Source organism: Streptomyces sp. NRRL B-1140, from assembly GCF_001280065.1.
Lineage (GTDB): Bacteria > Actinomycetota > Actinomycetes > Streptomycetales > Streptomycetaceae > Streptomyces.
The window spans coordinates 1-24,706 of record NZ_LGEA01000002.1 but is presented as its reverse complement, the minus strand read 5'-3'; the positions used below and the strand labels follow the sequence as shown (position 1 = coordinate 24,706).

The window sequence follows — 24,706 nt, the reverse complement described above, 5'->3', positions numbered from 1 at the left end:
GAGTACGCCTACTCATACCGGCCGCGCATCAGCCCCCGGCGAGGACCCCTTCCAGGAAGTCGTCGACGTGGACCTCCTCGCGGCCCGGCGGGACCACCGCGTGGGTCTCACGCAGGAACGCCGCGAACCCCGGCGCCCATCCGAACACCACCGCGTGGTGCCGGCCGCCGTCGGGACGGGCATCGCCGAGGAACTCCATGCGCAGCTCCTGCCACATCCCCCGCGACTGCGGGCGCATCCGCACGTCGCCCACCCCGACCGGACGGCGCAGCGCCTCGCCGAGCATCTCCCGGTCGAGTTGCCACCGGGCGAGGACACGGCCGTCATGGCTGAAGACCACGGTGACGGCGAACGGGTCCGCGGCGTCGTAGCTCAGGTGGGCGAGCACGGAGAAACGTTCCGTGTCACCCGCCTGGAGCTGCACCACCAGGGTCTTGTGGACGAACGAGTTCACGAGGGGGCCTCCGGGAAGAACCGACGTAGAGCCCTCTAGTACCCCCGATTTCGCCGAAATGCTCAGCCGGCCGGGTGATTCCCACGGGCACCGCGCAGCGACTCGATGCAGACGGCGACCGCCCTCTGCAGGTCCTCCAGGCGCTGGACCATGTCGTCCTCGTAGAACTCCCCGGCGTCGTCGAAGGTCAGCTCCTCGAACACCTTCGTCGCCTTCTGCAGGCTGCTGTAGAACTTCGTGCGCCGCTCCTGCACCCGCAGCCCCGGGTCCGCTTCCACGGTCTCCACCACGAGGGACTTCATCGTGTCGTACGCCTCGGCGGCCCACTCGCCGGCATCCTCGCCCTCGTCCAGCTCGTCGATGAGCGACAGATGGCGCTCGGCCTCCTGACGGAGCTCAGAGGGCGCGTCGACGGTCTGCCCGGCGGGCGTCTTGAACTGACCCGACTCGGCGATCTGGCGCACGTATCCGATCCGGTCGGCCGCCCTGCTCTCACCGGCGACGGCCTTCTTCAGCTCGTCGGTGCGCACGACGTCGCGAGCCAGCTCCGACTGGAGGTCCGGATCCTCACGGACGCGGTCCAGCAGAGCCTGGCGGGCCGCGCGGGCGGTGGAGGGGTCGGCGAGGATCGCGGCCCGCAGGGCGGTGGGGTTCTCCGCGACCTCCAGCGCCTTCGTGGGCCGGATGCCCTCCGCCTCGGCCGCCTCGGAGATGGCTGTGCCGCGCTCGGAGGTGGCGCTGTTGCGGGAGACGTAGTAGCTCAGCCACACGTCGGCGTCCGGCAGGTCCACCTCCTGACCCGGCGTCAGCGCTTCGAACTGCGGGACCATCCCGTCGTCCGCCGCCCGGTCCCACGCCTTGTAGTAGCGCATGACCCGCTCCGGGGAGCAGCCGGCGAGTTCCGCGAACTCCTTCGCGGACACCTTCGGCGTCTCGCCCGCGCCCTGCCCGCCGGGCCGCACACTGCGCGCCACCTTCAGTCCGAAGGCCCACCCTCCGGTCCTGGCGTACGCCCCGAACTCCCGCGCGTCCCGCGCGACCAGGTCGGACACGGGCGCCGGGGAGGCGGGGGACGTCTCGGGCGGGGTCATGGCTACGGTCACGGACGACTCTCCAGGGGCGGGGCAGACGGAACGGCACGAGATGCGGACGGAAGCCTAGCGGCACCCGCTGACCTCGCCGTTCACCGCCCGCACGGCCCACCGAAAACCGTTATCGTCCGCGGCCGCGGGTGCGTGAGAATGCCGGGCATGGGGCGAACCGGAGAGGGCGAGGTGCCGCTCCGCTGTGCGGAGTGCGGCGGGTACGCGTACGGCGGTGCCCCCGGCTGCGCCGTCTGCCGAGACCTGGTGGACGGCATCGTCGAGGGGGAGTGGGCCGATTTCCTGCGGCGGTGGGACACGACGGCGGGCGGCGAGCAGGAGCGGACTCTGGCCGAGATGGTCGTCGCCGAACCCGACCGGCACGACTGGCGGCTGGTGGACGCCGCTCTCGACCGGCTCCGGTGCCCCGACTGCGGCGACCGGCTCACCCGCGGCCCGGCCGGCTGCGCTCCTTGCGACCGGGCGCACGGCTACCGCTATGCCGCGATCGAGACGGACCGGCCGGGAGTCCCGCCGGGCAACGAGCACGCGATCCGGGTCAACGTCTCGGTGGTGCGCAGGCCGCAGGTCAGCTCGGCCGGCGAAGTGCTCGTCCGGCGCCTGGTGCTGCCCCTGCTCCTGGCGGGGTACCTGCCCACGACCGAGGAGGCCCAGCGGATCAGCGCCCTCGTGAAGAAGAGCCCCCCGGAGCGGAGGGCTCAACTCGTCGAACAAGCCGTGCAGGAGATGGCCGAGGGCTTCAGCCGAACGCGTTGCGCAGCGCGGGCAGCAGGGTCTTCTCCGACCAGTCCAGGTACGCCGGCTGCGACTCACCACCGATCTGGACCAGGGCGACCTCGGTGAAGCCGGCCTCGGCGTACGGGCGGACGGCTTCGACGAACGCGTCCGGGTCGTCACCGCACGGGATGGCCTCGGCGACGTCGTCCTGTGTGACGAACTGGGTCGCCGCCTCGAAGGAGTCCGGATGCGGCAGCTCCGAGTTGACCTTCCATCCGCTGCCGAACCAGCGGAACTGGGAGTGCGCCCGCTCGACGGCCGCGTCCCGGTCGGGGTCGTAGCAGACCGGCAGCTGGCCGACGCGGGGCTTGCCCCGGCCGCCGTGCCGGTCGAACGACTCCAGCAGCCCGCCCTTGGGCTCGGTGGCGATGACCAGGTCGCCGAGCCGGCCCGCGAGTTCGCAGGACCGCTCCCCGGAGACGGCGATGCCGATGGGCGGTGCCTCGTCCGGCAGGTCCCACAACTTGGCCGACTCCACGTCGAAGTGTGCGCCGTGATGGTTGACGTGTTTGCCCTCGAACAGGGCGCGGATGATCTCCACGGCCTCCTCGAACATCTCGTGCCGCACGTCGACTGACGGCCAGCCGCCGCCCACCACGTGCTCGTTGAGGTTCTCGCCCGATCCCAGTCCCAGCCGGAACCGGCCCTCGGACAGCAACTGCAGCGTCGCGGCCTTCTGCGCCACCACCGCCGGGTGGTAACGGAACGTCGGGCACGTCACGTACGTCATCAGCGGGATACGTGACGTGGCCTGGGCCGCCGCACCGAGCACGGCCCACGCGTAGGGCGAATGGCCCTGCGAGCGCAGCCACGGAAAGTAGTGGTCGGAGGTCACCGAGAAGTCGAAGCCCGCCTCCTCGGCCCGCACCACGTGGTCGACGAGCTCTCGGGGGCCGGCCTGCTCGGTCATCATCGTGTATCCGATTTGCACCATAACCGGCGAGTCCCCTGACACGGGACTTGAAAACGGCTCGATCAAGGTCGCCGACGGATGCAGGATGCCTGCATGAGCGCCCCGGACCTGCCGCACTCCGCCCCCGCCGCCCAGGGCGTCGACGCCCTCGGGGTGCACGCCTTCCTCGATGCCCTCGAAGCGGCGCCCGACATCGAGCCGCACAGCCTGATGATCATGCGGCACGGGCGGCTGGTCGCCGCCGGCTGGTGGGCGCCGTACACCGCCGGACGCCGCCACCTGCTGTACTCCCTCAGCAAGAGCTTCACCGCGACCGCCGCGGCCCTGGCCGAGGCGGAGGGGCTGCTCGACTTCGACGCGCAGGTGGCCTCGTACTTCCCGGAGTTCGAGGCCGACATCACCGACCCGCGCAGCCGGGCCATGCTGGTGCGGCACGTGGCATCCATGGCGAGCGGCCACCGGAGGGACACCGTCGACGAGGCCTTCGGGCGGAACGTCTCCGAACCCGTCCGGCAGTTCCTGCTGCTGCCCCCGGACGCCGACCCGGGCACCGTCTTCGCCTACAACCAGCCGGCCACCTACACGCTGGCCGCGATCGTCCAGCGGGTGACGGGGCAGCCGCTCACCGCGTACCTGCGGCCGCGGCTGCTGGATCCGCTGGGCATCGGCGAGGTGGCCTGGCTGTCGGACCGCACCGGCCGCGAGCTCGGCTTCAGCGGCCTGCACGCCACCACCGACGCGATCGCCCGATTCGGACAGCTGTATCTGCGCGACGGGCTCTGGGAAGGCGAGCGGCTGCTGCCCGAGGGGTGGGCGGCCCGCGCCGCACACCCCCGCACACCCACCGCCGGCCTGATGGGAGACGTAAACCGGCAGGACTGGGACCGGGGCTACGGCTATCAGTTCTGGACGTCCCGGCACGGCTACCGGGGCGACGGAGCATTCGGCCAGTTCTGCCTGGTGCTGCCGGAGCACGACGTGGTGATCGCGGCGACCTCGGCGACCGAGCGGATGCAGGAGTACCTGAACCTGGCCTGGAAGCATCTGCTGCCCGCCTTCGGCCCCGAGCCGCTGACCGGCCGCGAGGCCGCCGACGCGGAGCTGCGGGAGCGCCTCGGCCGGCTCGCGCTGCCCCCCGCCCCGGGGCGTCCGGAACCCTTCGGCCGGGAGCGGGACTGGGCAGGCGCCGTGTTCACGTCCTCCGACGGGGCGGGACCGCTCCGCTCGGCCGGGCTCACCCGGGACGCCGACGGCTGGACGCTCACCCTCACCGGAGAGCGGGACCGTCCGGACCGTCCGGACCGGCTCGACCTGCGGATCGCGGGGGAGGGCTGGACGGTCGCGGAGGAACCCGTCCCGGCCGCGGTGAGCGGCGGCTGGTCCGATGGCGGCACGCTGGCCGGGGACGTGGTGTTCCTGGAGACCCCGCACCGTCTGGCACTGACCTGCTCCCGCGCGAAGGGGACGCTCACCGCCCACTGGCGCACCTCGCCGCTGCACCCCGGCCCTCTCACCGCCCTGCGCGCCCCGCGCGGGTCAGTCTGAGTCCGGCCGGAAGGTCGTGAAAAAGGTCCGCAACGCCTCCTGGTTGGCGGCCTTGTCCCAGTCGGCGTCCGGGGTGGTCCAGCGCAGCGAGAAGCTCCGTCCCCCACCGAGCAGGAAGCCCCGGCCGTAGGTGTGCACCCGGTCGCCGCCGACGTACGCCGTCCACTCCATGTCGGCGGCCTTGCGGCCCTGGTACGTCGTCGCGCGGATCGACCCGACCCGGTCGTAGCCATCGGCCTGCTTGAGGTTGGGCTCGACGTCGTCCCGCCACACGGCCACGGGGTCCGGGCCCGCCCGGTCGCTGTAGGTGACGGCGAGTGTGCGGTCGTCGCCCTCGGCGCCGAAGACGACGCGGTACACCTCGCCGTCACGGTCGGTGTCCAGCCGCTCGAAACCCTTGGGAAGCGCGACGGAGAAGCCCTCCGCCGCCCGGTAGCGCTGGAACCCGGGCGGCAGGGCCGTACTCGGGGAGGACGGGGCGCGTGTCGGGGTGGGCTCGGGCGGCGCGGCGGGCGGGGAGGACGGAGAGGGTGTGGTGGAGGGGGACCTGGGCCGGCTGGGCGTCCCGGACGGTTCAGCGCTGCCGCCGCCGGTGCCCTCGCCCGGAGTGGCGGCGGAGGCCGGCGGACGGGCCGGCGATTCGGCCGCGTCGCTGCCGCCGTCCGTGCCCGGCAGCCCCTGGGTCGCGGCGAGCACGGCGACCGCGACCGTGACGACGGCCAGGGCCGTGCCCGCCACCACGGTCCGTCTGCTCCACGCCGGGTTGCCCGTTCGCACCGCGGCGTAGGCGCCGCGCAGCCGTGGGACGGGTGCCGCGGCCAGGGCGGCATCGGGGTCCTCGCTGAGGGCGCGGGTCAGCGCCTCACGTACCACCGGGCGGGTCAGCCGCTCTCGTGAGTCCTTGCGGAGCAGCCCCTGCACGACCTGGGTGAGCGGCCCAGCGCGCACCGGCGTGCGCAGCGGAAGCCGGTCCACGCCCTTCAGGGTGTTCTCCGGGCGCCCCCGGTCCCGGAAGGGCGGTCGCCCCTCGACCGTCGTGTAGAGGATCGCGCCCAGCGCCCACAGGTCGGCCGCGGGGCCGATGCGCTGGTCGCGGGCCTGCTCCGGGGAGGCGAACGCGGGGGCCGTCAGCCGGGGCGCGAGGGTCGCGCCGGCCAGGCCGAAACCGGTGACGACGACCGAATGGTCCTCGCGCACGAACACCTGGCCGGGGCTGAGCTCGCCGTGCGTGATGCCTTCGGCATGCGCGGCGTCCAGCACGTCGAGCAGTTCCAGGCCGATCCTCGCCGCCCGCACGTAGTTGAACGTGCCCTGCTCGGAGAGGAGTTCACCCAGGGCGGTGCCGTCGATCCACTCGTTGACCGTCCACAGCGCGCCGGCCTCCTCGACCGCGTCGACGACCGCGGCGATCCGGCCGGGGCACAGCAGCGCCATGTTCTCCGTCGTGCGCAGCAGGCGGGCGGCGGCCCGGCGCTCGGCCCCGTGCGGGTCCTCCGGGAGCCCGATCTGGGTCACCAGACACGGGCGCGAGATCTCTCCGGCCCCGGTGTCCTCGGCGTACCAGCAGATGCGGTTGGTCTCGCGATGAATGATCTCGAGCAGCCGGTACCGGCCGGCGACCAACTGGTGTGTGGAGACGTGCGCCCTGCCCATGGCCATCCCTCGCTGGAAACCTGGCTCTCACCTTTTCCAGAAGTACGGGGAGTGGGGCGGCCCGCGTTCAAACGGATCGCAACTCCGTGTCCATTCCTGTCTTTCGTTCAAAGGGTGGGAGCAAGTGTGCGAGGAAAGAGCGCCTTTCGTGTCCCGGACACGGTTCACCTAGGCAGCCGGGGGTAGACGGACGAGAAAAATTCGACCGCCGCTTCCCGTTGATTGGCGAATTCCGGCCCCGCCTGGTGGTAACCGACGGTAAATGCGGAGGCGTGCAACGTCTGAACTCGGAGCCCTCCGATGAATTCGCGACGGATTCCCGGGGTGGCCGGAACGTCAGCGCAGCCCGAAGCGACGCGACCAGGCGAACACGTCGTCCGTCGTCACGTTGCCTCCGCACACCACCAGGCCGAGCCGCGCCCCGTCGCCGACCCGTTCCAGGACCTGCCGGGCGGCGGGCAGCAGGCAGCCCGCCGCCGGTTCGGCCCACAGCTTGGCGTGCTCGGCCAGGTCCAGCACGCCCCGCACGGCCTCCCGGTCCGGAACGACGAGGACCTCGGTCACCAGGGCGCGGACGTGGTCGTACGTCAGCTGCGACGCGGACGGGGCGCTCAGCGTGGAGACGATCGACGACAGGGCGACCGGCTGCGGGCCGCCCGCCGTCAGCGCCTCGGACATGGCCTGGGCGCCCTCGGTCTCCACGCCCCACACCCGCACGCCGGGCCGGCACGCCCGCAGCGCGGCGGCGACACCGGCGATCAGGCCGCCGCCCCCGATGCTCACGAGCACGTCCGTGAGTTCACCGGCGTCGGCGGCGAACTCCAGGCCGACCGTGCCCTGTCCGGCGATCACCGCGGGGTCGTCGAAGGGATGGACCAGGGTCAGACCGTCCTGCTGAAGCCGTGTCATGAGCGCGAACGCGCCGTCCATGTCGTCGGTCAGCCGCACCGACGCCCCGGCCTCCTCCGCGATCTCCACGGCACGGGCGGGTGCCGAGCGGGGCATCACCACCGTGGCCTTCACATCGAGGGCCGCGGCCATGACCGCGACGGCGATCCCGTGGTTGCCGCCGCTGACCGCCACGACTCCGGCGGCCCGCTCGGCCTCGCCCAGCGACAGCAGCTTCGCCGCCGCCCCGCGCGCCTTGAACGAGCCGGTGCGCTGCAGCAGTTCGAGCTTCACGGTGACCGGTGCGCCGAGCAGCGCCGACAGCCCGGGACTGTCCACGGTCGGGGTGCGCACGACGTGCCCGGCGATGCGCCCGGCCGCGGCTTCGATCTCCGGCATACCGATCATGGCAGGTGTCCTTCCGGCGCGGGGTCGCGGAACGCGCCGTATCGAACCCTGACGCGCCCGGGGGGCCGAGGTCAAAGCGGTTCGCGGGCACGGCCCTGTGTCACCGGCGCACTCCGGCCCGGCGGGTCAGACGTCGCGGCGCACCAGGTACCCCAGCAGCGACCGCAGGTCCCCGACGGCCTCCGCTGCCAGGGGGACTCCGGAGAGTGAGGTCTCGACGGCGGTGAGGTGCCGGCGCGCCTCTGTCAGGGCCGCCGCGCGGCCGCCGGCCTCCTCGATGAGCGCGGCCGCCGTGCCCGTCGCCGCACCCGACGTCAGGAGTGCGGCGATCCGGCCGCCCATCGGGGTGCCGAGGGCCACCAGCACCGGGAACGTCTTCTTCCGCTCACGCAGATCACCGTGGACCGGCTTACCGGTGACACCGGGGTCACCCCAGATGCCCAGCACGTCGTCGACGATCTGGAACGCGACCCCCAGGTGCCGGCCCGCCCGGTCGAGCGCGGCGGCCGTCTCGGGGCGGGCACCGCCGAGCACCGCGCCGAGCGCCGCCGCGCAGCCGAGCAGCGCGCCCGTCTTGTGCTCCGCCATCGCCCGGTACTCCTCGGGCCGTACCCGCTCCGGGCCGGTCCACGGGCGGTCGGCGAACAGCAGGTCGTCCGCCTGCCCGCGCACCAGGTCACCCAGCGCCGCGGACAGCGTCCGCACGCCCGCCGCTCCACCGGGCTGCGCGGCCAGCGTCTCGACGGCCAGGGCGAACAGCGCGTCGCCCGCCAGCACCGCGGGCCCCGTGCCGTAGGCCTTCCACACGGCCGGGCGGCGTCGCCGGTCCGCGTCGCCGTCCATGATGTCGTCGTGCAGCAGGGAGAAGGCGTGCACCAGTTCCACCGCGACCGCCGCGGCCACCCCCGCCCGGCCCGGAGCACCGGCCGCCTCCGCGCCGAGCACCGCGAGTGCCTGCCGCACACCTTTGCCGCCGGAGGCCACGGCAGGTGCCCCGCCGACCTCGCACCAGCCGAAGGAGTAGCCGGCCATCTCGCCCACCCAGGGGTGCAGACGCCCCACGGCTTCCTCCAGAGCGGGCCGGACCAGGGCGCGGCAGCGGCCCAGAACCGCCGGGACGTCACCGGCGCCGGCCGCGCGATCGTGCGGCTCGCCCCGGCGCGCCGTCCGCGCGGTGGCGGGTGCCTCGGCCGCCGTGACCTTCCTCCGGGCTGTCTCCACCGTCGTCGGCAGCGCCCTCACAGGGCCACCCCCGTCGCCGGCCCGGCCGACGGTATACCGAGTTCCTCGTGGGCCCGGGCCACCATCCGGCGGGCGTGCTGCAGGCCGATGCGCTCCAGCAGGACGGCGAGGTCCGCCAGTTCGGCCGCCGTCTCGTCAGGGTCGCGGCCCAGGCGGGCCAGGGACTTGGCGAGTCCCAGGCGCGAGAGCGCCTCCCCGCGCGGCTCCCTCATCTCCCGGAACTCCGCGAGCGCCTGCTCGTACAGCTCGCGCGCCTGCCCGTAACGCCCCGCCCGGTACAGGACGTTGCCGCGCATCTTGTGGTTGTAGGCGAGCGCGCTGGACAGCCGCATCGCCCGGCACGTCGTCTCCGCCTCGGTCAGCAGCGCAAGGGCCCGCTCGGTGTCCCGGTCACGCACCGACACCACGTCGGCCAGGCCGCGCAGTGCCCAGGCGTGGCCGCGGCGGTCCTCGGCACCAGCGGCGATCTCGGCGGCCTCCTCGAACAGCGCGTACGCCGAGTCGTAGCGGCCGGTGTTGCGGTGCATCTGAGCGATGCCCTCCAGCGCCCACACCGTGTGCCGCGCCTCGCCGCGCCGCCGGGCCTCGGCCAGCAACTGCTCGTGCAGTCTGCCGACGGCCTCGTAGTCGCCCTGGATGCGGCCGGTCTCGGCCAGCCCGGCCAGCGAGTAGCCGCGGACGACGACGTCCCCGCCGCGTTCGCCCAGGTCGGCCGCCAGCCGGAGCAGCCTGCGGGCCAGCGGGAGTGCGCCGCGCTGCCGGGCCAGCGTGCCGCCGCTCCACAACGCCCAGGCCATCGCCCCGAGGTCCTCCGCCTGCCGGGCCGCGCGGTAGCTCGCCTTCCAGGCCCGCTCCGCGTCCTCGACCCGGCCCAGCCGGCGGTGCGCCTCGGCCACGGCGAGTCCGGAGCGGGCCGCCTCCCCGGGCTGTCCGGCGCGTTCCGCGGCCCGCAACTGCTCGGTGCCTGCGGCCAGGACGTCGGTCAGCGAGGAGTTGACGGACAGGGTGGTGAGCGCGCCCTGGTACTCCGGGGCGAATGCCTTGCCGTACATCGATGCCTTTCGGTCCGTATGCACGCCATGTATACATGCTGCGTATACATGGTGTGTATAGAGGGGTGGAGATCTGCCCCGGCCCCTCGGGCCAGGGCAGCCCCTGTTGCCGGTCAAGACGTCGGCGGAACGAACCGGGTTGCCTGTGAGGCGCAGATCACGTGACAGACGTTCAGTGCTGACCCGCCTTGTGCGGGGTCGCCTCGCTCGGCCGGACGACGACGTACCCCTCGCCCTGGAGCACCAGTTGCACCGCCTCGCCGGAACCGCCGCGCAGCATCGACCCGAGGGACTGGGAGCGGTGCAGCGAGGTCTGCAGTCCCGCGGTCCAGCCCACGACCGCGTCGGTGTCGACGTACACCGGATACTCCGGCGACACCGGGATGACGAGCGGGTTGCCCTCGCACACCAGACCCAGCTTGCCGTACCCGGTGAAGACGCTGTTGAACAGGCCGCCGCCGGTGATGCCGGCGCCCTTCACGGTGGCGATGCGGTACGACAACGTGGGGTCGAAACACAGGACGTTGCGGCCGTTGACCGTGAACTCGTCGCCGGGCTCGACCTCGACGATGAAACAGTTCTGTGCCTCGTGCGCGAACCAGGCCTCGCCCTGCCCGCGCACCGCCATCAGCGGCAGGCCCTCCCCGGTGACCGCGCGCTTGAGCATGCCGCCCACGCCCTGCCCCTTGCGCTCGAACCGGAGGCTGCCGCGGTAGGAGATCATCGCGCCCTGCCGGGCGAGCATCTCGCCGTTCACCGTGTAACGAAGGCACTTGGCGTTCTCGACCGTCATACCCGGCGCCACGGCCGGCCGCACCACGTGCTCACTTGAAAAGAGGTCACCCTTCATCCCGGCATCCTCGCCCGGAGCGTCCCCCTCCGCCAAGATCACGCCGAAGGCCGCTTCGCCCACCCACGGCTCACCCCTCTTCACCGACCGCACGGGACGGCACGGCCCGCCCGTCGGGACCACCTGCGCAGCGCCGCCGACCGCACCACTACGGTGAGGTACGCCGGGACGACCTCCGCCCGCACCCGCCCCGACCGGCCGAAGGAGCGCCGACGATGTCCCGCACCGCCCGCCCCCGCTGCCGAGCCACCCTGGCCGCCCTCACCTGCTGCGTCGCGCTGGGCTGCGGGACCGGTACGGTGCCCCAGGAGCGGCCCGGCCCACCGCCCCGTCCCCCGAGGGCAGCCGGGCCCAGTGTGGTCACCTGGGCCTCGTCCGCAGGCCACCTGAGCGAGGCGGCCGACGGCGCGGCCGACGGCCGCGGTTACCGGCTGATGGTGCGCACCAGCGTGGGCGGCAGCGGCCTCAGGGTGCGGCTGTCCAACGCCTTCGGCGACCGGCCGGCGACGTTCACCAACGTCCACGCGGGTCTTCGACGGGCCGGTGCCGCACTCGTCCCCGGAACCAACAGACGCCTGACCTTCGACGGCGCCCGCTCCGTCACCGTCCCCGCCGGCGGCATCGTCTACAGCGACCCGCTGCCCGGCCGCGTACCGGCCGGGCGCACCCTCGCCGTCAGCATGTACGTGCCCCGGGCGGGCGGCGCGCTCACCGGACACTGGCTGGCGATGCAGACGTCCTACAAGACCGTCGGCGACCACGCCGCGGAGGAGAGCGCGGCCCACTGGAAGCAACGGACCGGCTCCTGGTTCTACCTGGACGCCGTCACCGTCCGGCCCCGGGAGAAGACGGGCGCCGTGGTCGCGCTCGGCGACTCCATCACCGACGGCTGGCACTCCACGACCGACCGGGACCGCCGCTGGCCCGACTTCCTGGCCCGTCGCCTGAGCAAGTCCGCCGGCACCAGGGTCGAGGGCGTGGCCAACGCGGGCATCGCCGGCAACAAGGTCCTCCTCGACGGCCCCGGGCAGAGCGCCCTCAACCGTGTGCGGCGCGACGCGCTCTCGCTGCCGGGCGTGCGCACGGTCTTCCTCTTCCAGGGAATCAACGACATCAAGGCCGAACCCGGCGCCACCGGTGCCGGGCTGATCGCCGGGTACCGCAGGCTGATCGACCGGGCGCACGCGGCCGGGAAATGCGTCGTCGGCTCCACGATCGCCCCCTACAAGGGCTGGCAGGAGTGGGACCCCGCCGGGGAGGCGGTGCGACGGCAGGTCAACGCCTTCATCCGGGACAGCGGCGAGTTCGACGGGGTCGCCGACTTCGACCGCGTCCTGCGCAGCCCCGACGACCCCGAGCGGATGCTCCCCGCTTACGACGGCGGCGACCATCTGCACCCCGACGACCAGGGCATGCGGGCCATGGCCGAAGCCGTCGACCTGGACAGCCTCGACTGCGAGGCCCGCTAGGGCCCGGCCACGTGCCGTCAGCCGGACGTCGTCGGCTCCGGGGTGATCAGGCCCTCGCGGTAGGCGATCGCCACGGCCTCTCCGCGGCTCGACGCGCCGACCTTGGCGAGGATGTTGGAGACGTGGACGCTCGCGGTCTTGCCGCTGATGAACAGCTCCTCACCGATCTGCCGGTTGCTGCGGCCCAGGGCGAGCAGCCGCAGCACGTCCTGCTCGCGCGCGGTGAGGACGGCGGCCCGGTCGTCGCTGCCGGGCCTGTCCGACAGCCGGCCGCGGCGGATCAGGTCGTCCGCGCGTTCGCGCAGCGGCGTGGCACCGAGGTGGTCCGCGGTCTCCCGCACCGCTCGGGCCTCGGACGCCGCCTCCTCGCGTCGCCCGTCCGCCACCAGGGCCTCGGCGTACCGCAGGCGGCACCGGGCCCGCTCGTAGACGTCGCCGTAGCCGAACGCCGTCACCACCCTCGCCCAGGCGGCCACGTCAGGCCCCGACGCGGCCCTGATCCACTCGGCCTCGGCCCGGGCCAGCCACGCCTGCCCCTCGGGACCCTGGGGCGTGCCGTCGTCGCGGGTGGCCATCGTCCGTGCCAGTTCCACCAGTTCGGTCGCGGTGTCCGTCCAGCGACGGGAGCCGGCCTCGTCACCGGCCGACCGCAGCCCGGACGCCGCGTCGGCCACCGCGGACAGCGCCAGCGCGGCGAGCCGCACCGTGACGTCCGGGCGGGTACCCGCCTCGTCGATGAGGGCCGCGACCGTCGTCCGCGCCCACCGCACCGCGTCCTCGGGATCCGAGCGCAGGGCCGCCGCGTCGGTGAGCACGATGCCCGCGACGAGGGTGGCCATCCAGTCGAACGGCCCCTCCAGCAGGGCACGCGCCCGGTCGGCGGCCGCGAGGTCTCCGCGCGCGAGCCTCACGTACAGCGCGGGACCCATCGTGTACCCGCCGGCGGCCGGCAGCACATCGGCGTCGGCCGCCGCGGCGCGCAGACACTCGTCCCAGCGGCCCAGCACGTTCAGCACCAGCAGCCGCAGATAGCGCATCTCCAGCGGGTAGGTCGACGACAGCAGCCCGGCGCGCCGGGCCCGGTCCAGGCCCTCCGTCAGCCAGGGCACGCACTCCGCGAGGGCGCCGGACTCGTAACAGCCCATGGCCAGGTTGAACAGGGCGCGCAGCTCCACGGCCGCGTTGCCCGAAGTCCGGGCGAGCTCCCGGGCTTTGACCAGCAGCTGCCGGCCCTCCCGGCCGCGCCGCCCCTCACCGTCGAAAACCGCCAGGGAGATCAGCAGGTCCGCCTGGGCGTCGCTCATCCGCAGCCGCTCCGCCACTGCCAGGGCCCGGCGGGCGACCTCGAGCGCGGTCTCGTTCTCCCCGATGTGGCGTGCCGCCAGGACATGCGTGGCCGCCGCCCACACCCACGTCGGGGACGGGGGGTCCTCCGGGATCATCGCCAGTGCCTCGCTGCTGTAGGCGAACGCCGCCGTCAGGCTGTCCACGCTGAGCAGGTTCCCGGCGAGGGTGTAGCGGACCCGTGCGGCGAGTTCGGACTCGGGGTCCTGACCGAGTCCGGCCAGCGCGGACCGGGCGAGAGACACCGCCCGGTGCAGTTCCCCGGCGTGCGCGGCCGCCGCCGACGCCCGCAGGGTCAGCGTCACCCGGTCGACGCCCGGGGGCCGCGCCCCGGGACCGACCGCCGACCACAGGTCCAGGGCCGCTTCGAGATGCCGTTGCTCCTCGGCCGGCGCACCGACCCGCTGGGCGTGATCGGCGGCCTCCAGCGAAGAGGCCAGCGCCTCGGGGAGGTCGTGGCTCTCCCGGTAGTGGTGGGCGCGCTCGGCGGCGCTCTCGGCCCGCCCGCGCCCGGCGAGCAGCCGAGCGAACGCGCCGTGCAGCCTCGCCCGCTCCCCGGGCAGCAGATCGGCGTAGACGGCCTCGCGGGCGAGCGCGTGCCGGAAGGAGTACGTGTCCCCGTCACCGGCCACGAGCAGCTGCCGTCCCACCGCCTCCCGCAGCGCCGACTCCAGCTCCGCCTCCGGCAGCCCGGCCGTCTCCCGCAGCAGGTCGTGCTCCACCCGGCGCCCGGCGACGGAGGCGGTCCGCAGCACCTGCTGCGCCCTGTCGGAGAGCTGCTCGAAACGGATCAGCAGCACATCGGCGAGCGCGCTGGGCACACCACCCGACTCGGTGTCGGTGGCGGCGAGCAACTCCTCCGCGTAGAAGGCGTTCCCCTCGGCCCGCTCCACGATCCGCCGCACCGTGGCGTCCGGCAGCGGCCGGGACTCCAGGGCCCGCACCAGCCGGTCCACGTCGGGATCGGCCAGCGGCCGCAGTTCCACTCGCTCGACGACGGGCAGCCGCACCAGTTCGGCCAGCAGCGGCCGCAGCGGATGCCGGCGGTGCAGGTCGTCGGCCCGGTACGAGGCGAAAACCGCCAGCCGGTGCCGGAGCACGCCCCGGCCCAGCAGGAACCGCAGCAGATCCCGCGACGACTGATCCGCCCAGTGCAGGTCCTCCAGCACGAGCAGCAGCGGCGCTACCTCCGCGACCTCGGCCAGCAGGCCCGCCATCCCCTCGAACAGCCGCAGCCGCCCGTCCACGTCCCGCACGGAGTCGGATCCTGCTCCCAGCAGCCGCTCGACCACGGGATGCGCGGCCAGGGCACCGGAGAACCGCTCATCGGCGGCCAGCACCCCGAGCACCTCGGTGAACGGGAGGTAGGGCAGCCCGACGTCGCCGAGATCCACACAGTGCCCGGTGAGCACGGTCATGCCGGCGTCGGCGGCCCGAACCGAGATCTCGTCCAGCAAGCGTGTCTTGCCGACACCGGCGTCCCCGCCCACGAGCACGGCCCGGGTCTCGCCGGCGCGCGCACGCTCCAGCACGCCGGAGAGCCGATCGAGTTCAGGATCCCGGCCGACCACCGGCGCGACGAATGATGCCTGTGGCACTAAACCAACCTTCTCTTCAGGGGCACGGGGCCGGACGGGGCGCGGCTTCGCCGCGGTGCCCGGGCGCGATCCACCCCACACGGCCCACGGCCGCCACCGGACAGCGAACCCCGGGCGTTCAGGTGCGCAGGACCTTCGCCCAGTCGACGGGAACCCGCCCCGCCGGCCCCGGCGTGGGCTGATCGACCGGATGGCTCACCGGCTCCGCCAGCTCCGGCCCGCCCTCGTACAGCTCGTTCGTCTCATAGTTCCAGTACCAGTCCTCACCCGGCTCGAAGCTCTGCACGAACGGGTGCCCGGTCTCCCGGAAGTGCCCCGTCGCGTGCTTCGCCGGCGAGCTGTCACAACACCCCACGTGCCCGCACTGCGCACACCGCCGCAGGTGGAACCACCAGCCGCCGGCCGCGTCACACTCGGCACACCCGCTGCCGCTGGGCCGCGCAGTCGGGTCGATCCCGTTCTCGCCACTCATTGAGACTCCTCCTCCACCGCTGTCAGCGGCAGCAGCACCTCGAAACGCGTGTTCCCCGGCTCCGAATCCACCCGGATGCCGCCGTGGTGCTTGTTGACCACGATCCGCCAGGAGATGTCGAGCCCCAGCCCGGTCCCCTCACCCACCGGCTTGGTGGTGAAGAAGGGATCGAAGATCCGCTCCCGGTCCTGTGCCGGGATGCCGATGCCCGTGTCGCGGAACTCCACCAGCAACCGGTCGTGTTCCGCGGCCGTCCGCACGGTCAGCGTCCCCTCGCCGCCCGCGCTGTTGATCGCCGCGACCGCGTTGTCGATGAGGTTCGTCCATACCTGGTTGAGCTCCGCGGGATACGCGGGGATCTTCGGCAGCGTACGGTCGTAGTCCTTGACGATCTTGATCCGCTTGCCGATCTTGCCGGACAGCATCAGCAGGGTGGAGTCGAGCAGTTCGTGCACGTCGGCGTGCCGGAAGGGCGCGCGGTCGAGCTGCGAGTACTGCTTCGCCGCGTCGACGAGATGCGAGATGCGGGTGGTCGAGTCGTTGATCTCGTCCATGAGCAGCTCGGTCTCGACGGTGTAGTTGAGCCACCCGATCGCGCTGGGCAGGATGTCCTCGTCCACCGCCGCCGCGACCTGGTCCAGCCAGTCCACGTCGAGACCGGCCTGGACGAAGGTGGGCGCGATCCGCCAGCCCTCCTCGATGCCCTGGTCGTCCAGCCAGTCGGTCACGGCGTCCTCGCGGTCGGACGCCTCCAGCGGACTCAGCGCCGGTGCCTTGGCGACCCGTTCTGCCGTGCGTTCCTGGAGGTCGATGAGGTTCGCCATGACCTCGGGGGAGTACGAACCCTGCGCGATGACCGCCAGCTTGTGGCGCATCTTGCCGACCCGCTCCCGCAGGGTCGCCGTCGCCCGTACGGCCGCCGCGGCCGGGTTGTTGAGCTCGTGCGTGAGTCCCGCGGACAACGACCCCAGTGCCAGCAGCCGTTCACGCTGCCCGATGGCCCGCTGGGTGCTCTTCGATCCGAAGAACAGGCCCTCCAGCAGATGCACCGCCATCGGGAACCACTCCTGCATGATGTCCGCGAACGTGTCGGCGGGCAGCACGAAGAACCGCGACGGCTCCGTCACACGCATGGAGTTGTTGTAGACCTGCCGCACCCGGTCGCCCAGATACGCCTGCATGGATCCCGCGTACACCCCGCGCTGCGAGGTCCGGGTCACCTCCACGTCGTCCGCCCCGACCCGGCGGTACAGCACCACCGTGCCTTCGAGCATCACGTAGAAGCAGGTCGCGGGCTCGCCCTCGGTGTACACCGGTCCGGGCTCGAACCGCTCCACCCGCCCCTCGGCGCACAACCGGCCGAGCTGCTCGGGTGTGAGCTTCTCGAACAGGAACAGCGCCCCGATCTCCTGCGGGTTGCAGGGCGCCGACCGCCCGCTCACGACTGCTCCAGGTACCGGTGGACGAGCATCACGGCCATGGCTCCCTCTCCGACGGCGGACGCGACCCGCTTCGCGGACTCCGAGCGGGCGTCGCCCGCCACGAACACGCCGGGCACGTTGGTCTCCAGGTGGTACGGCGGCCGGTCCAGCTCCCAGCCCTGCGGCGGGCGGCCGTCGGGGGTCAGGTCCGGCCCGGCGAGGATGAACCCGCGTTCGTCCCGCAGCACCGTCCCGTCCAGCCAGTCGGTCAGCGGGGCCGCGCCGATGAACACGAACACCCACTGGGCGTCGACCTGTTCGGTCTGCCCGCTGTCCACGTCCCGCAGGGTCAGCCGCTCCAGACGGCCGTCGCCGTGTGCGGACTCCACGACCGTGCGGACCCGCACCTGGATGTTGGGCGACTCCTCGATCTGCTGGATCAGGTAGTGCGACATCGACGCGGCCAGTGACTCGCCGCGCACCAGCAGCGTCACCGACTTGGCGCCCCGGGACAGGTACATCGCCGCCTGCCCGGCGGAGTTGGCGCCGCCGACGATGTACACGTCCTGGTCCTGGCAGGAGGGCGCCTCGGTCAGGGCCGAGCCGTAGTACACCCCGCAGCCGGTCAGTTCCGCGCAGCCGGGCGCCGCGAGCTGACGGTAGGACACGCCGGTCGCCAGGATCACGCTGTGGGCGGCGACCGCCGAGCCGTCCGAGAACCGGACGACCCGCGCCGCGCCGTTGACCTCCAGGGCCGTCACCTCGCGCGCGGTGAGGATCTCGGCGCCGAACTTCGTCGCCTGCCGCCGGGCCCGGTCGGTGAGCTGCGCCCCCGACACACCGTCGGGGAAGCCCAGGTAGTTCTCGATGCGTGAACTCTGTCCCGCCTGCCCGCCGGTCGCCGACCGTTCCACCAGCACGGTCCGCAAGCCCTCGGAGGCGCCGTAGACGGCCGCGCCGAGCCCCGCCGGGCCGCCGCCGATGACGACCAGGTCGTAGAAGTCGGCCGTCGGTGTCGTCGCCAGCCCGACGCGGGCGGCGAGGTCGACGGCCTCCGGCTCGACCATGGGCGAACCGTCCGGTGTGATCACCACCGGCAGCCGCACCCCGTCCTCGCCGGCCGCCGCCAGCAGCCGCCGCCCCTCCGGCTCGTCGGAGGAGTACCAGCGGTAGGGCACCTGGTTGCGGGCCAGGAACTCCCGTACGTCCGAGGAGCGCGAGGACCAGCGGTGCCCGACGACCTTCGTGCTGGGCACCGGCCGGTAGTCGCTGGACCGCCAGGCCTGGAGCAGGTCGTCGAGGACCGGGTACAGCTTCTCCTCGGGCGGGTCCCACGGTTTGAGCAGATAGTGGTCGAGGTCGACGACGTTGATCGCGTCGATCGCGGCGTTCGTGTCCGCGTACGCGGTCAGCAGCACGCGCCGCGCGCCCGGGTAGACGTCGAGGGCCTGTTCGAGGAACTCGATGCCGTTCATCTGCGGCATCCGGTAGTCGGCCAGGATCACGGCCACGAGATCGCCGCGCAGTTTGAGCTCCCGCAGCGCCTCCAGCGCCGAGGTGCCGGACTCCGCCCGCACGATCCGGTACGACGCGCCGTACCGCCGCCTCAGGTCCCGGGCCACGGCCCGGGAGACGCCCGGGTCGTCGTCCACGGTCATGATGACGGTCCGCGCCGAATCGGCGGCCTGTGCCATACGTCCCCCACTCCGGGCGGTCGACTCACGGCACGGCGTCCCCGGGGCACCGCGCCGACCTCCGCCCATCGTATGTTCGATCGCCGCGCGGCGCTCCGATACGGAGATCGGCTCCGTCGGGCGCGGGCAGCGGCGGCGGTGGTGAAGACTGGGCGGCACAGTGACGTTCCACAGGGAGGCAGCCGGATGACACGCCCGATCACCGCAGGGGTCGACGGATCGCAGGAGAGCCTCGCGGCCCTCGCCTGGGCGGCGCGGGAGGCGGTGCGGCGCGACCGGCCGCTGCGCGTGGTGCACGCCTGGCGGTTCCAGACGCCGGAGCTGATCGAGACCGCGGTCGCCACGGACGCGGACAGCCAGGCCGAGTGGGTGCACGGCGCGGTGACCGAGGCCGTCGGGACCGTCACCGAACGGCACCCGGACCTCGAGGTGACCACGGACGTCATCGAGGGGGCCGTCGCCGACACCCTGGCCGACGCCGCGGCCGACGCCGAGATGCTCGTCCTCGGCTCGCGCGGGCACGGCCGCATCGTCGGCTTCCTGGTCGGCTCGGTCGGCCAGCAGGTGATCGCCGAGGCCACCCGTCCCGTGGTGCTCGTGCGGGCCGGGGACCAGTCCTCGTCGGAGGCCGCCGGGCGGGAGATCGTCGTGGGCCAGCAGGGCGACCCGGAAGACAGCGCCGACGCGCTGCGCTTCGCCTTCGAGACGGCCGCCGCGCGCGGGGCGACCGTGCGGGTCGTACGGGCCTGGAACCTGCCGCCCGTCTTCGCCTACAGCCCGGGCTCACTGAAGCTCCTCGACGAGGCGGGGGGACTGGAGCCGTACGAGCGGAAGAGCCTGGCCGCCGCCGTCCGGCCGTTCCGGGACCGCTTCCCCGGTGTGCCGGTCGAGGAACACGTGGAGATGGGCAGTGCCGGTCAGGTGCTGCTGTCGGTGGCCGGGACGGCTCAGCTGATGGTCGTCGGCCGCCGGGCCCACCGCACGGCCGTCGGGGCGCGCATCGGCTCGGTGGCCCACGGGATGCTGCACCACGCCGACTGCCCGGTGGCGGTGGTGCCGCACGGGTGAGGGCCCCGGCTCCTCCTCACTCCGCCGTCGGCTGCAGCGTCTTACTGGCCTTGGGCAGGATGTTCTGGATGTAGTCCTCGACCACCGCGTCGAGACCGATGTCGTGCTGGGCCTGCTCGGACATGTACCAGCGGTGTTCGAGGAGCTGGTGGTAGATCTCGGCCGGGTCCATCGTGCCGCGCAGTTCGAGCGGCACGGCCCGCACGGTCGGGCGGAAGACCTCCCGCACCCAGCGGTGGGCCAGGACCTCGGGACGCGCTCCGAGAGGATCGCCCGGCGCGTAGTCGTCCTGGGTCGCCATCCAGCTCTCCAGGTCGTTCAGCAGCCGCCGGGCCTGGTTCTCCTCCGTGTCGAGGCCGGTCAGGCGCAGCAGTTGCCGCTGGTGGTGACCGGCGTCGACGACCTTGGGCACGAAGCTGACCGTGTCGCCGTTCGAGGCGTGCTCGATCTGCATCTCGGCGACGTCGAACCCGAGGTCGTTCAGACGGCGGATCCGGCGTTCTATGTAGTGGTACTTGCCCGCCGGATAGACGGAGGCCCGGGTCAGCTCGTCCCACAGGCCGCGGTAGCGGGCGCAGATCTCCATGCCGAACTCGATCGGGTCCACCGACGGGTGCAGCGCCCCGGACGCCTCCAGGTCCAGCAGCTCCCCGCTGATGTTCACGCGGGCGAGGTCGAGGTCGTACTCGCGCTGTCCCGTGCTGAGCTGCGGATGCAGGTCACCGGTCTCAGCGTCCACCAGGTACGCGGCGTAGGCGCCCGCGTCGCGCCGGAAGAGGGTGTTGGACAGCGAGCAGTCGCCCCAGGCGAACCCGGCCAGGTGCAGCCGCACCAGCAGCACGGCGAGCGCGTCCATGAGCCGGTGCATGGTGGCCGGGCGCATGGTCGTCTCGAACATCGAGCGGTACGGCATCGAGCCGCCCAGGTGCCGGGTGACCAGGACGCTCTCCAGCGGGGCGCCGCTCGCGTCGGTGCGGCCGGTGACCACGGCCAGCGGGTCCACCGACGGGATGCCGAGCCGGTCCAGGTCGCGCAGCATGTCGTACTCGCGCAGCGCCGGGCGCTCGGCCAGCTCCTTGACGGCGATCACCTCGTCGCCCGCCCGGGAGTAGCGCACGACGTGCCGGGAGATGCCGCGCGGCAGCGGCACCAGGTACTCCTCCGGCCACTCCTCCAGGGGCACGTCCCACGGCAGTTCGAGCAGGAGCGCGGGGTGCTCCGGGTTGGTCGCGCTGATCTGCAGTGCCATGGGCCGGGTGTCCTTGTCTCGCCGCCGATCGTCACATCAGACTAGAGGGCGCGTTCCCGGGCCCTCAGAGCGGCGTCCCGCACCGGCCCGCGGTGGACCGGTCCGTGCCCGGGCAGCAGCAGCTCGCCCTCCAGCTCCGCCAGGACGTCCAGGGAGGCCAGGGCCCGCGGCCGCTCGTGGTGGAACATGTCCGGCAGCAGCTGCGGCCCCTCCAGCCGCGCGGTGGGGTGCCCGCTGACCAGGGCGTCCCCGGAGATCAGCACGCCGGCGCCGGGCAGGTGATAGGCGCAGTGCCCGTCGGTGTGACCCGGCGTGTGCACCGGAACCGGCCGTCCGGGCAGGTCCAGGGCGCCGGACCGCGGGAACGGCTCGGGGGCCGTCACCGGGTTGTGCCTCGTGCCGCCGGAGCGCAGCGCGTGCACCGCCCACGGGAGCACGCCCGGTCGCCAGCCGTTGCCCAGCACCGTCCCGAGGGACACTTGGTGCAGGAAGTCGCGCCGGGCGTGCGGCACTTCGGCCTCGTGCAGGTACACGGGCGTGCCGTAGGCGGTGCGCAGGTACTCGGCCGAGCCCAGGTGGTCGTTGTGCGCATGGGTGATCAGCACGGCCGCGACCGCCTCCGGTGAGGCACCGACCTCGGCGAGCGAGGCGAGGACCTGCTCCCGGTCGCCGGGGTAGCCGGTGTCGACCAGCGTCACGGCGTCCCCCTCGGTGAGGATCACCCAGTTGGTGTCGGAGCCGTGCACCAGATAGGTGCCGTCCGCGACGTGATGTACGTCCGCCCGCATGATCGCCCGCCTCGTGTGGTCCCACCCGACGGGGAAAGCAAAGCAGAACCCCCGGTCGGCCCAATCGCCGGGTTCGTCTCAACGGGCCGGTGGGGGGTGGGCGTTCGGCAGGCTCAGTGCACGCCGTGCGGACGGAACTGGATGCTGATGCGCGGGCCCGTGGCCCGCGTGCTCTTGGGCACGGAGTGCTCCCAGGTGCGCTGGCAGGAGCCGCCCATCACGACGAGGTCGCCGTGGCCCAGCGGACGGCGCACCGTCTCGCGGCCGCCCCGCATCGGGCGCAGCAGCAGATCGCGGGGCGCGCCCACGGACAGGATCGCGACCATCGTGTCCTCGCGGGCTCCGCGTCCGATGCGGTCGCCGTGCCAGGCCACGCTGTCCCGGCCGTCGCGGTAGTAGCACAGCCCGGCCGTCGTGAAGGGCTCGCCCAGTTCCTCGCCGTAGTGGGAGCTCAGGGCGTCCCTCGCCCGATTCAGCACGGGGTGCGGCAGCGGATCGTCCGCGCCGTAGAACGCGAGGAGGCGGGGGACGTCCACGACGTTGTCGTACATCTTCCGCCGTTCGGCGCGCCACGGAACCTCGGCCGCCAGCTGCTCGAACAGTTCGGCCGAGCCGCTGAGCCACCCGGGAAGCACGTCGAGCCAGGCGCCGAAACCGAGGTCGCTGCGGCTGATCCCGTCCAGAGGCCCGAGCCGCAGTTCTTCGGCCTGGTCGAAGAGGGAGCCCTGGAGGTGCATGCCGCCAGCGTACCCCAAAATCGAAAATGTGTTCAGGGTGAGATGGTCTTTCGATACATTCATGTATCCAATACAGTCGTGTATCGAAAAGCCCGAAGGATCGAGGGGAGGCCGGGCATGGCCGCCGAGGGGACCGCCGGACGCGTGACCAGGCGCCGGGCGCACACTCGCGCCAACCTCCTCCGGGCGGCCTTCTCCGTGTTCGCGGCCAAAGGCTTCGGCCACGTCTCGATCGAGGAGGTCTGCGAGGCCGCCGGCTACAGCAGGGGTGCCTTCTACTCCAACTTCTCCAGTCTCGACGAGCTGTTCTTCGCCCTGTACCGCGAACGGGCCGACCTGATCGCCGAGCAGGTGTCCGGCGCGCTCGCCCTCGACGGACCCGACCTCGACGTGCCCGCCGCCGTGGACCGCGTCACCGACGTGCTGCTCCTGGACCGCGACTGGCTCCTGGTGAAAACGGACTTCCTCGTGCACGCCGCCCGCGACCCGGAGGTGGCGCGCAGCCTGCTCGAACACCGCGCGCGGCTGCGGCGTGCCATCGCCGACCGGCTCGGCCGCGCCCGCGGGCACACCGCGCTGCCCGCCGTGCTGGGCGACATCGACGGCGCCGCCCACGCCGTCGTCGCCGCGTACGACGGCGTCACCACGCAACTGCTGCTGGACCGGGACCTGGAACACGCCCGCGGCTGGCTGAAGCAGCTCCTCACGGCCCTGCTGACCGACGGCAGCGGCACCCCCGAACACACGAAGCACTGAGGAAGGGAACGGTCGCCATGGATGCCGATGTCATCGTCGTCGGAGCGGGACTCGCCGGGCTGGTCGCGGCGCACGAGCTGACCAGCAAGGGCCGGCGGGTCGCCCTCGTCGACCAGGAGAACGCGGGCAATCTCGGCGGCCAGGCCTTCTGGTCCTTCGGCGGGCTGTTCCTCGTCGGCTCGCCGGAGCAGCGGCGCCTCGGCGTCAAGGACTCCTTCGACCTCGCCTGGAGCGACTGGCGGGGCAGCGCCGGCTTCGACCGGCTGGAGGACGAGGACTCCTGGGCCGTGCGCTGGGCCCGCGCCTACGTGGAGTTCGCCGCGGGGGAGAAGCGGTCCTGGCTCGACGGGCACGGCATCACGTTCCTGCCGACCGTCGGCTGGGCCGAACGCGGCGACCTCACGGCGCACGGGCACGGCAACAGCGTGCCCCGCTTCCACGTCGCGTGGGGCACCGGCACCGGCGTCGTCGAACCGTTCGTGCGGTACGCCAAGCAGGCCTCCCGCGACGGACTGCTCACCTTCCACCACCGCCACCGCGTCGACGCGCTCGTCGTCGAGAACGGCACCGCCCGGGGCGTGCGCGGCACGGTTCTGGCCGAGGACAACGCCCCCCGGGGTGTCGCCTCCAGCCGCGACGCCGTCGGCGAGTTCGAACTGACCGCCCAGGCCGTCATCGTCACCAGCGGCGGCATCGGCGCGAACCACGCCATCGTCCGCCGCTACTGGCCCGAACGCCTCGGCACTCCGCCGCGCGAGATGGTCACCGGCGTCCCCGCCTACGTCGACGGGCGGATGCTCGACATCAGCGCCGAGGCGGGCGTCCGGCTGGTCAACCGCGACCGCATGTGGCATTACACCGAGGGACTGCAGAACTGGGACCCGATCTGGCCCGGCCACGGCATCCGCATCCTGCCCGGGCCGTCCTCGATGTGGTTCGACGCCCTCGGCCGCCGCCTGCCCGGACCCTTCCTGCCGGGCTACGACACGCTCGGCACTCTGAAGCACCTGCGCACCACCGAGGACATCGCCGGGTACGACCACTCCTGGTTCATCCTCACGCAGAAGATCATCGAGAAGGAGTTCGCCCTGTCGGGCTCCGAGCAGAACCCCGACATCACGGCCAAGGACCGTGCCGGATTCCTCAAGGAACGCATCCTCGGCAAGGGCGCGCCCGGACCGGTCGACGCGTTCCTGCGCAAGGGCGCCGACTTCGTCACCGCGGC

At 72.8% G+C, this 24,706-nt stretch carries 21 protein-coding genes; 6 read left to right on the top strand and 15 right to left on the bottom strand.

Translation table 11 applies throughout. The annotated features are described in order from the left end of the window. Positions 1-28: 28 nt before the first annotated feature. Both ADK65_RS02055 and ADK65_RS02050 read right to left on the bottom strand, forming a co-directional pair. Positions 29-454, bottom strand: coding sequence for an SsgA family sporulation/cell division regulator (locus ADK65_RS02055; RefSeq protein ID WP_053668038.1), 426 nt, complete (start codon positions 452-454; stop codon positions 29-31). A gap of 62 nt (positions 455-516) precedes the next feature. Next, positions 517-1,557 (bottom strand): hypothetical protein, encoded by a 1,041-nt coding sequence (locus ADK65_RS02050; protein ID WP_053668037.1) that lies wholly within the window; start codon positions 1,555-1,557, stop codon positions 517-519. A gap of 147 nt (positions 1,558-1,704) precedes the next feature. Here ADK65_RS02050 and ADK65_RS36695 point away from each other — a divergent pair, with 147 nt between their 5' ends. Next, a complete protein-coding gene (locus ADK65_RS36695) occupies positions 1,705-2,400 on the top strand; it encodes a hypothetical protein (protein WP_078955769.1) in 696 nt (231 codons plus the stop codon). Here the strand turns inward: ADK65_RS36695 and ADK65_RS02045 are convergent. Further along, positions 2,297-3,268: an LLM class F420-dependent oxidoreductase gene (locus ADK65_RS02045; RefSeq protein WP_053668036.1), complete on the bottom strand. Its 972-nt coding sequence runs from the start codon at positions 3,266-3,268 to the stop codon at positions 2,297-2,299. The genes ADK65_RS36695 and ADK65_RS02045 overlap by 104 nt on opposite strands. A gap of 72 nt (positions 3,269-3,340) precedes the next feature. Between ADK65_RS02045 and ADK65_RS02040 the strand changes: the two genes are divergently transcribed. Further along, the gene (locus ADK65_RS02040; RefSeq protein ID WP_053668035.1) at positions 3,341-4,792 is read left to right on the top strand and encodes a serine hydrolase domain-containing protein; all 1,452 of its coding nucleotides are present in this window, start codon (positions 3,341-3,343) and stop codon (positions 4,790-4,792) included. Here ADK65_RS02040 and ADK65_RS02035 read toward each other — a convergent pair. From ADK65_RS02035 to ADK65_RS02015, 5 genes are all read right to left on the bottom strand, one after another. Continuing rightward, positions 4,784-6,451 carry a serine/threonine protein kinase gene (locus ADK65_RS02035; protein ID WP_053668034.1) on the bottom strand — a complete coding sequence of 556 codons (1,668 nt, stop codon included), beginning with the start codon at positions 6,449-6,451 and terminating at the stop codon, positions 4,784-4,786. The genes ADK65_RS02040 and ADK65_RS02035 overlap by 9 nt on opposite strands. Positions 6,452-6,781: 330 nt before the next feature. Continuing rightward, complete coding sequence (locus tag ADK65_RS02030; RefSeq protein ID WP_053668033.1) at positions 6,782-7,741, bottom strand: threonine/serine dehydratase; 960 nt, start codon at positions 7,739-7,741, stop codon at positions 6,782-6,784. A 126-nt stretch (positions 7,742-7,867) separates the two neighbouring features. Then, positions 7,868-8,983, bottom strand: a complete 1,116-nt coding sequence (locus ADK65_RS02025; RefSeq protein WP_420708942.1) for a polyprenyl synthetase family protein — start codon at positions 8,981-8,983, stop codon at positions 7,868-7,870. After that, on the bottom strand, positions 8,980-10,035 hold the full coding sequence (locus ADK65_RS02020; protein WP_053668032.1) for a tetratricopeptide repeat protein: 1,056 nt from the start codon (positions 10,033-10,035) through the stop codon (positions 8,980-8,982). Before ADK65_RS02020 ends, ADK65_RS02025 begins: the two co-directional genes overlap by 4 nt. A gap of 172 nt (positions 10,036-10,207) precedes the next feature. Beyond that, positions 10,208-10,885 (bottom strand): AIM24 family protein, encoded by a 678-nt coding sequence (locus ADK65_RS02015; protein WP_053668187.1) that lies wholly within the window; start codon positions 10,883-10,885, stop codon positions 10,208-10,210. A 215-nt stretch (positions 10,886-11,100) separates the two neighbouring features. On the opposite strand from ADK65_RS02015, the gene ADK65_RS02010 reads away from it, so the two are divergent. Continuing rightward, positions 11,101-12,354, top strand: a complete 1,254-nt coding sequence (locus ADK65_RS02010; protein WP_053668031.1) for an SGNH/GDSL hydrolase family protein — start codon at positions 11,101-11,103, stop codon at positions 12,352-12,354. A 17-nt stretch (positions 12,355-12,371) separates the two neighbouring features. On the opposite strand, the gene ADK65_RS02005 is transcribed toward ADK65_RS02010, so the two are convergent. The 4 genes from ADK65_RS02005 to ADK65_RS01990 form a co-directional block, all read right to left on the bottom strand. Further along, positions 12,372-15,296, bottom strand: a complete 2,925-nt coding sequence (locus tag ADK65_RS02005) for a helix-turn-helix transcriptional regulator (RefSeq protein ID WP_053668030.1) — start codon at positions 15,294-15,296, stop codon at positions 12,372-12,374. Positions 15,297-15,414: 118 nt separating this feature from the next. Continuing rightward, positions 15,415-15,768 carry a UBP-type zinc finger domain-containing protein gene (locus tag ADK65_RS02000; RefSeq protein WP_053668029.1) on the bottom strand — a complete coding sequence of 118 codons (354 nt, stop codon included), beginning with the start codon at positions 15,766-15,768 and terminating at the stop codon, positions 15,415-15,417. Further along, the gene (locus ADK65_RS01995) at positions 15,765-17,210 is read right to left on the bottom strand and encodes an ATP-binding protein (protein WP_053668028.1); all 1,446 of its coding nucleotides are present in this window, start codon (positions 17,208-17,210) and stop codon (positions 15,765-15,767) included. The genes ADK65_RS02000 and ADK65_RS01995 overlap by 4 nt, the downstream gene beginning before the upstream one ends. After that, positions 17,207-18,883, bottom strand: a complete 1,677-nt coding sequence (locus ADK65_RS01990; RefSeq protein WP_053668027.1) for an FAD-dependent oxidoreductase — start codon at positions 18,881-18,883, stop codon at positions 17,207-17,209. Before ADK65_RS01990 ends, ADK65_RS01995 begins: the two co-directional genes overlap by 4 nt. A gap of 186 nt (positions 18,884-19,069) precedes the next feature. On the opposite strand from ADK65_RS01990, the gene ADK65_RS01985 reads away from it, so the two are divergent. Beyond that, positions 19,070-19,951: a universal stress protein gene (locus ADK65_RS01985; protein ID WP_053668026.1), complete on the top strand. Its 882-nt coding sequence runs from the start codon at positions 19,070-19,072 to the stop codon at positions 19,949-19,951. Between the two features lie 16 nt (positions 19,952-19,967). Here ADK65_RS01985 and ADK65_RS01980 read toward each other — a convergent pair whose 3' ends face one another. The 3 genes from ADK65_RS01980 to ADK65_RS01970 form a co-directional block, all read right to left on the bottom strand. Beyond that, positions 19,968-21,200, bottom strand: a complete 1,233-nt coding sequence (locus ADK65_RS01980) for a DUF4032 domain-containing protein (RefSeq protein WP_053668025.1) — start codon at positions 21,198-21,200, stop codon at positions 19,968-19,970. A 41-nt stretch (positions 21,201-21,241) separates the two neighbouring features. Then, complete coding sequence (locus ADK65_RS01975) at positions 21,242-21,988, bottom strand: MBL fold metallo-hydrolase (protein WP_053668024.1); 747 nt, start codon at positions 21,986-21,988, stop codon at positions 21,242-21,244. A 113-nt stretch (positions 21,989-22,101) separates the two neighbouring features. Then, positions 22,102-22,725 carry an alpha-ketoglutarate-dependent dioxygenase AlkB gene (locus tag ADK65_RS01970; RefSeq protein ID WP_053668023.1) on the bottom strand — a complete coding sequence of 208 codons (624 nt, stop codon included), beginning with the start codon at positions 22,723-22,725 and terminating at the stop codon, positions 22,102-22,104. Positions 22,726-22,842: 117 nt separating this feature from the next. Between ADK65_RS01970 and ADK65_RS01965 the strand changes: the two genes are divergently transcribed. Together ADK65_RS01965 and ADK65_RS01960 are read left to right on the top strand one after the other, a co-directional pair. Then, positions 22,843-23,481 (top strand): TetR/AcrR family transcriptional regulator, encoded by a 639-nt coding sequence (locus tag ADK65_RS01965; RefSeq protein ID WP_053668022.1) that lies wholly within the window; start codon positions 22,843-22,845, stop codon positions 23,479-23,481. Between the two features lie 17 nt (positions 23,482-23,498). After that, positions 23,499-24,706: FAD-binding dehydrogenase (locus ADK65_RS01960; protein ID WP_053668021.1), on the top strand; the 1,208-nt coding region annotated here is incomplete at its 3' end.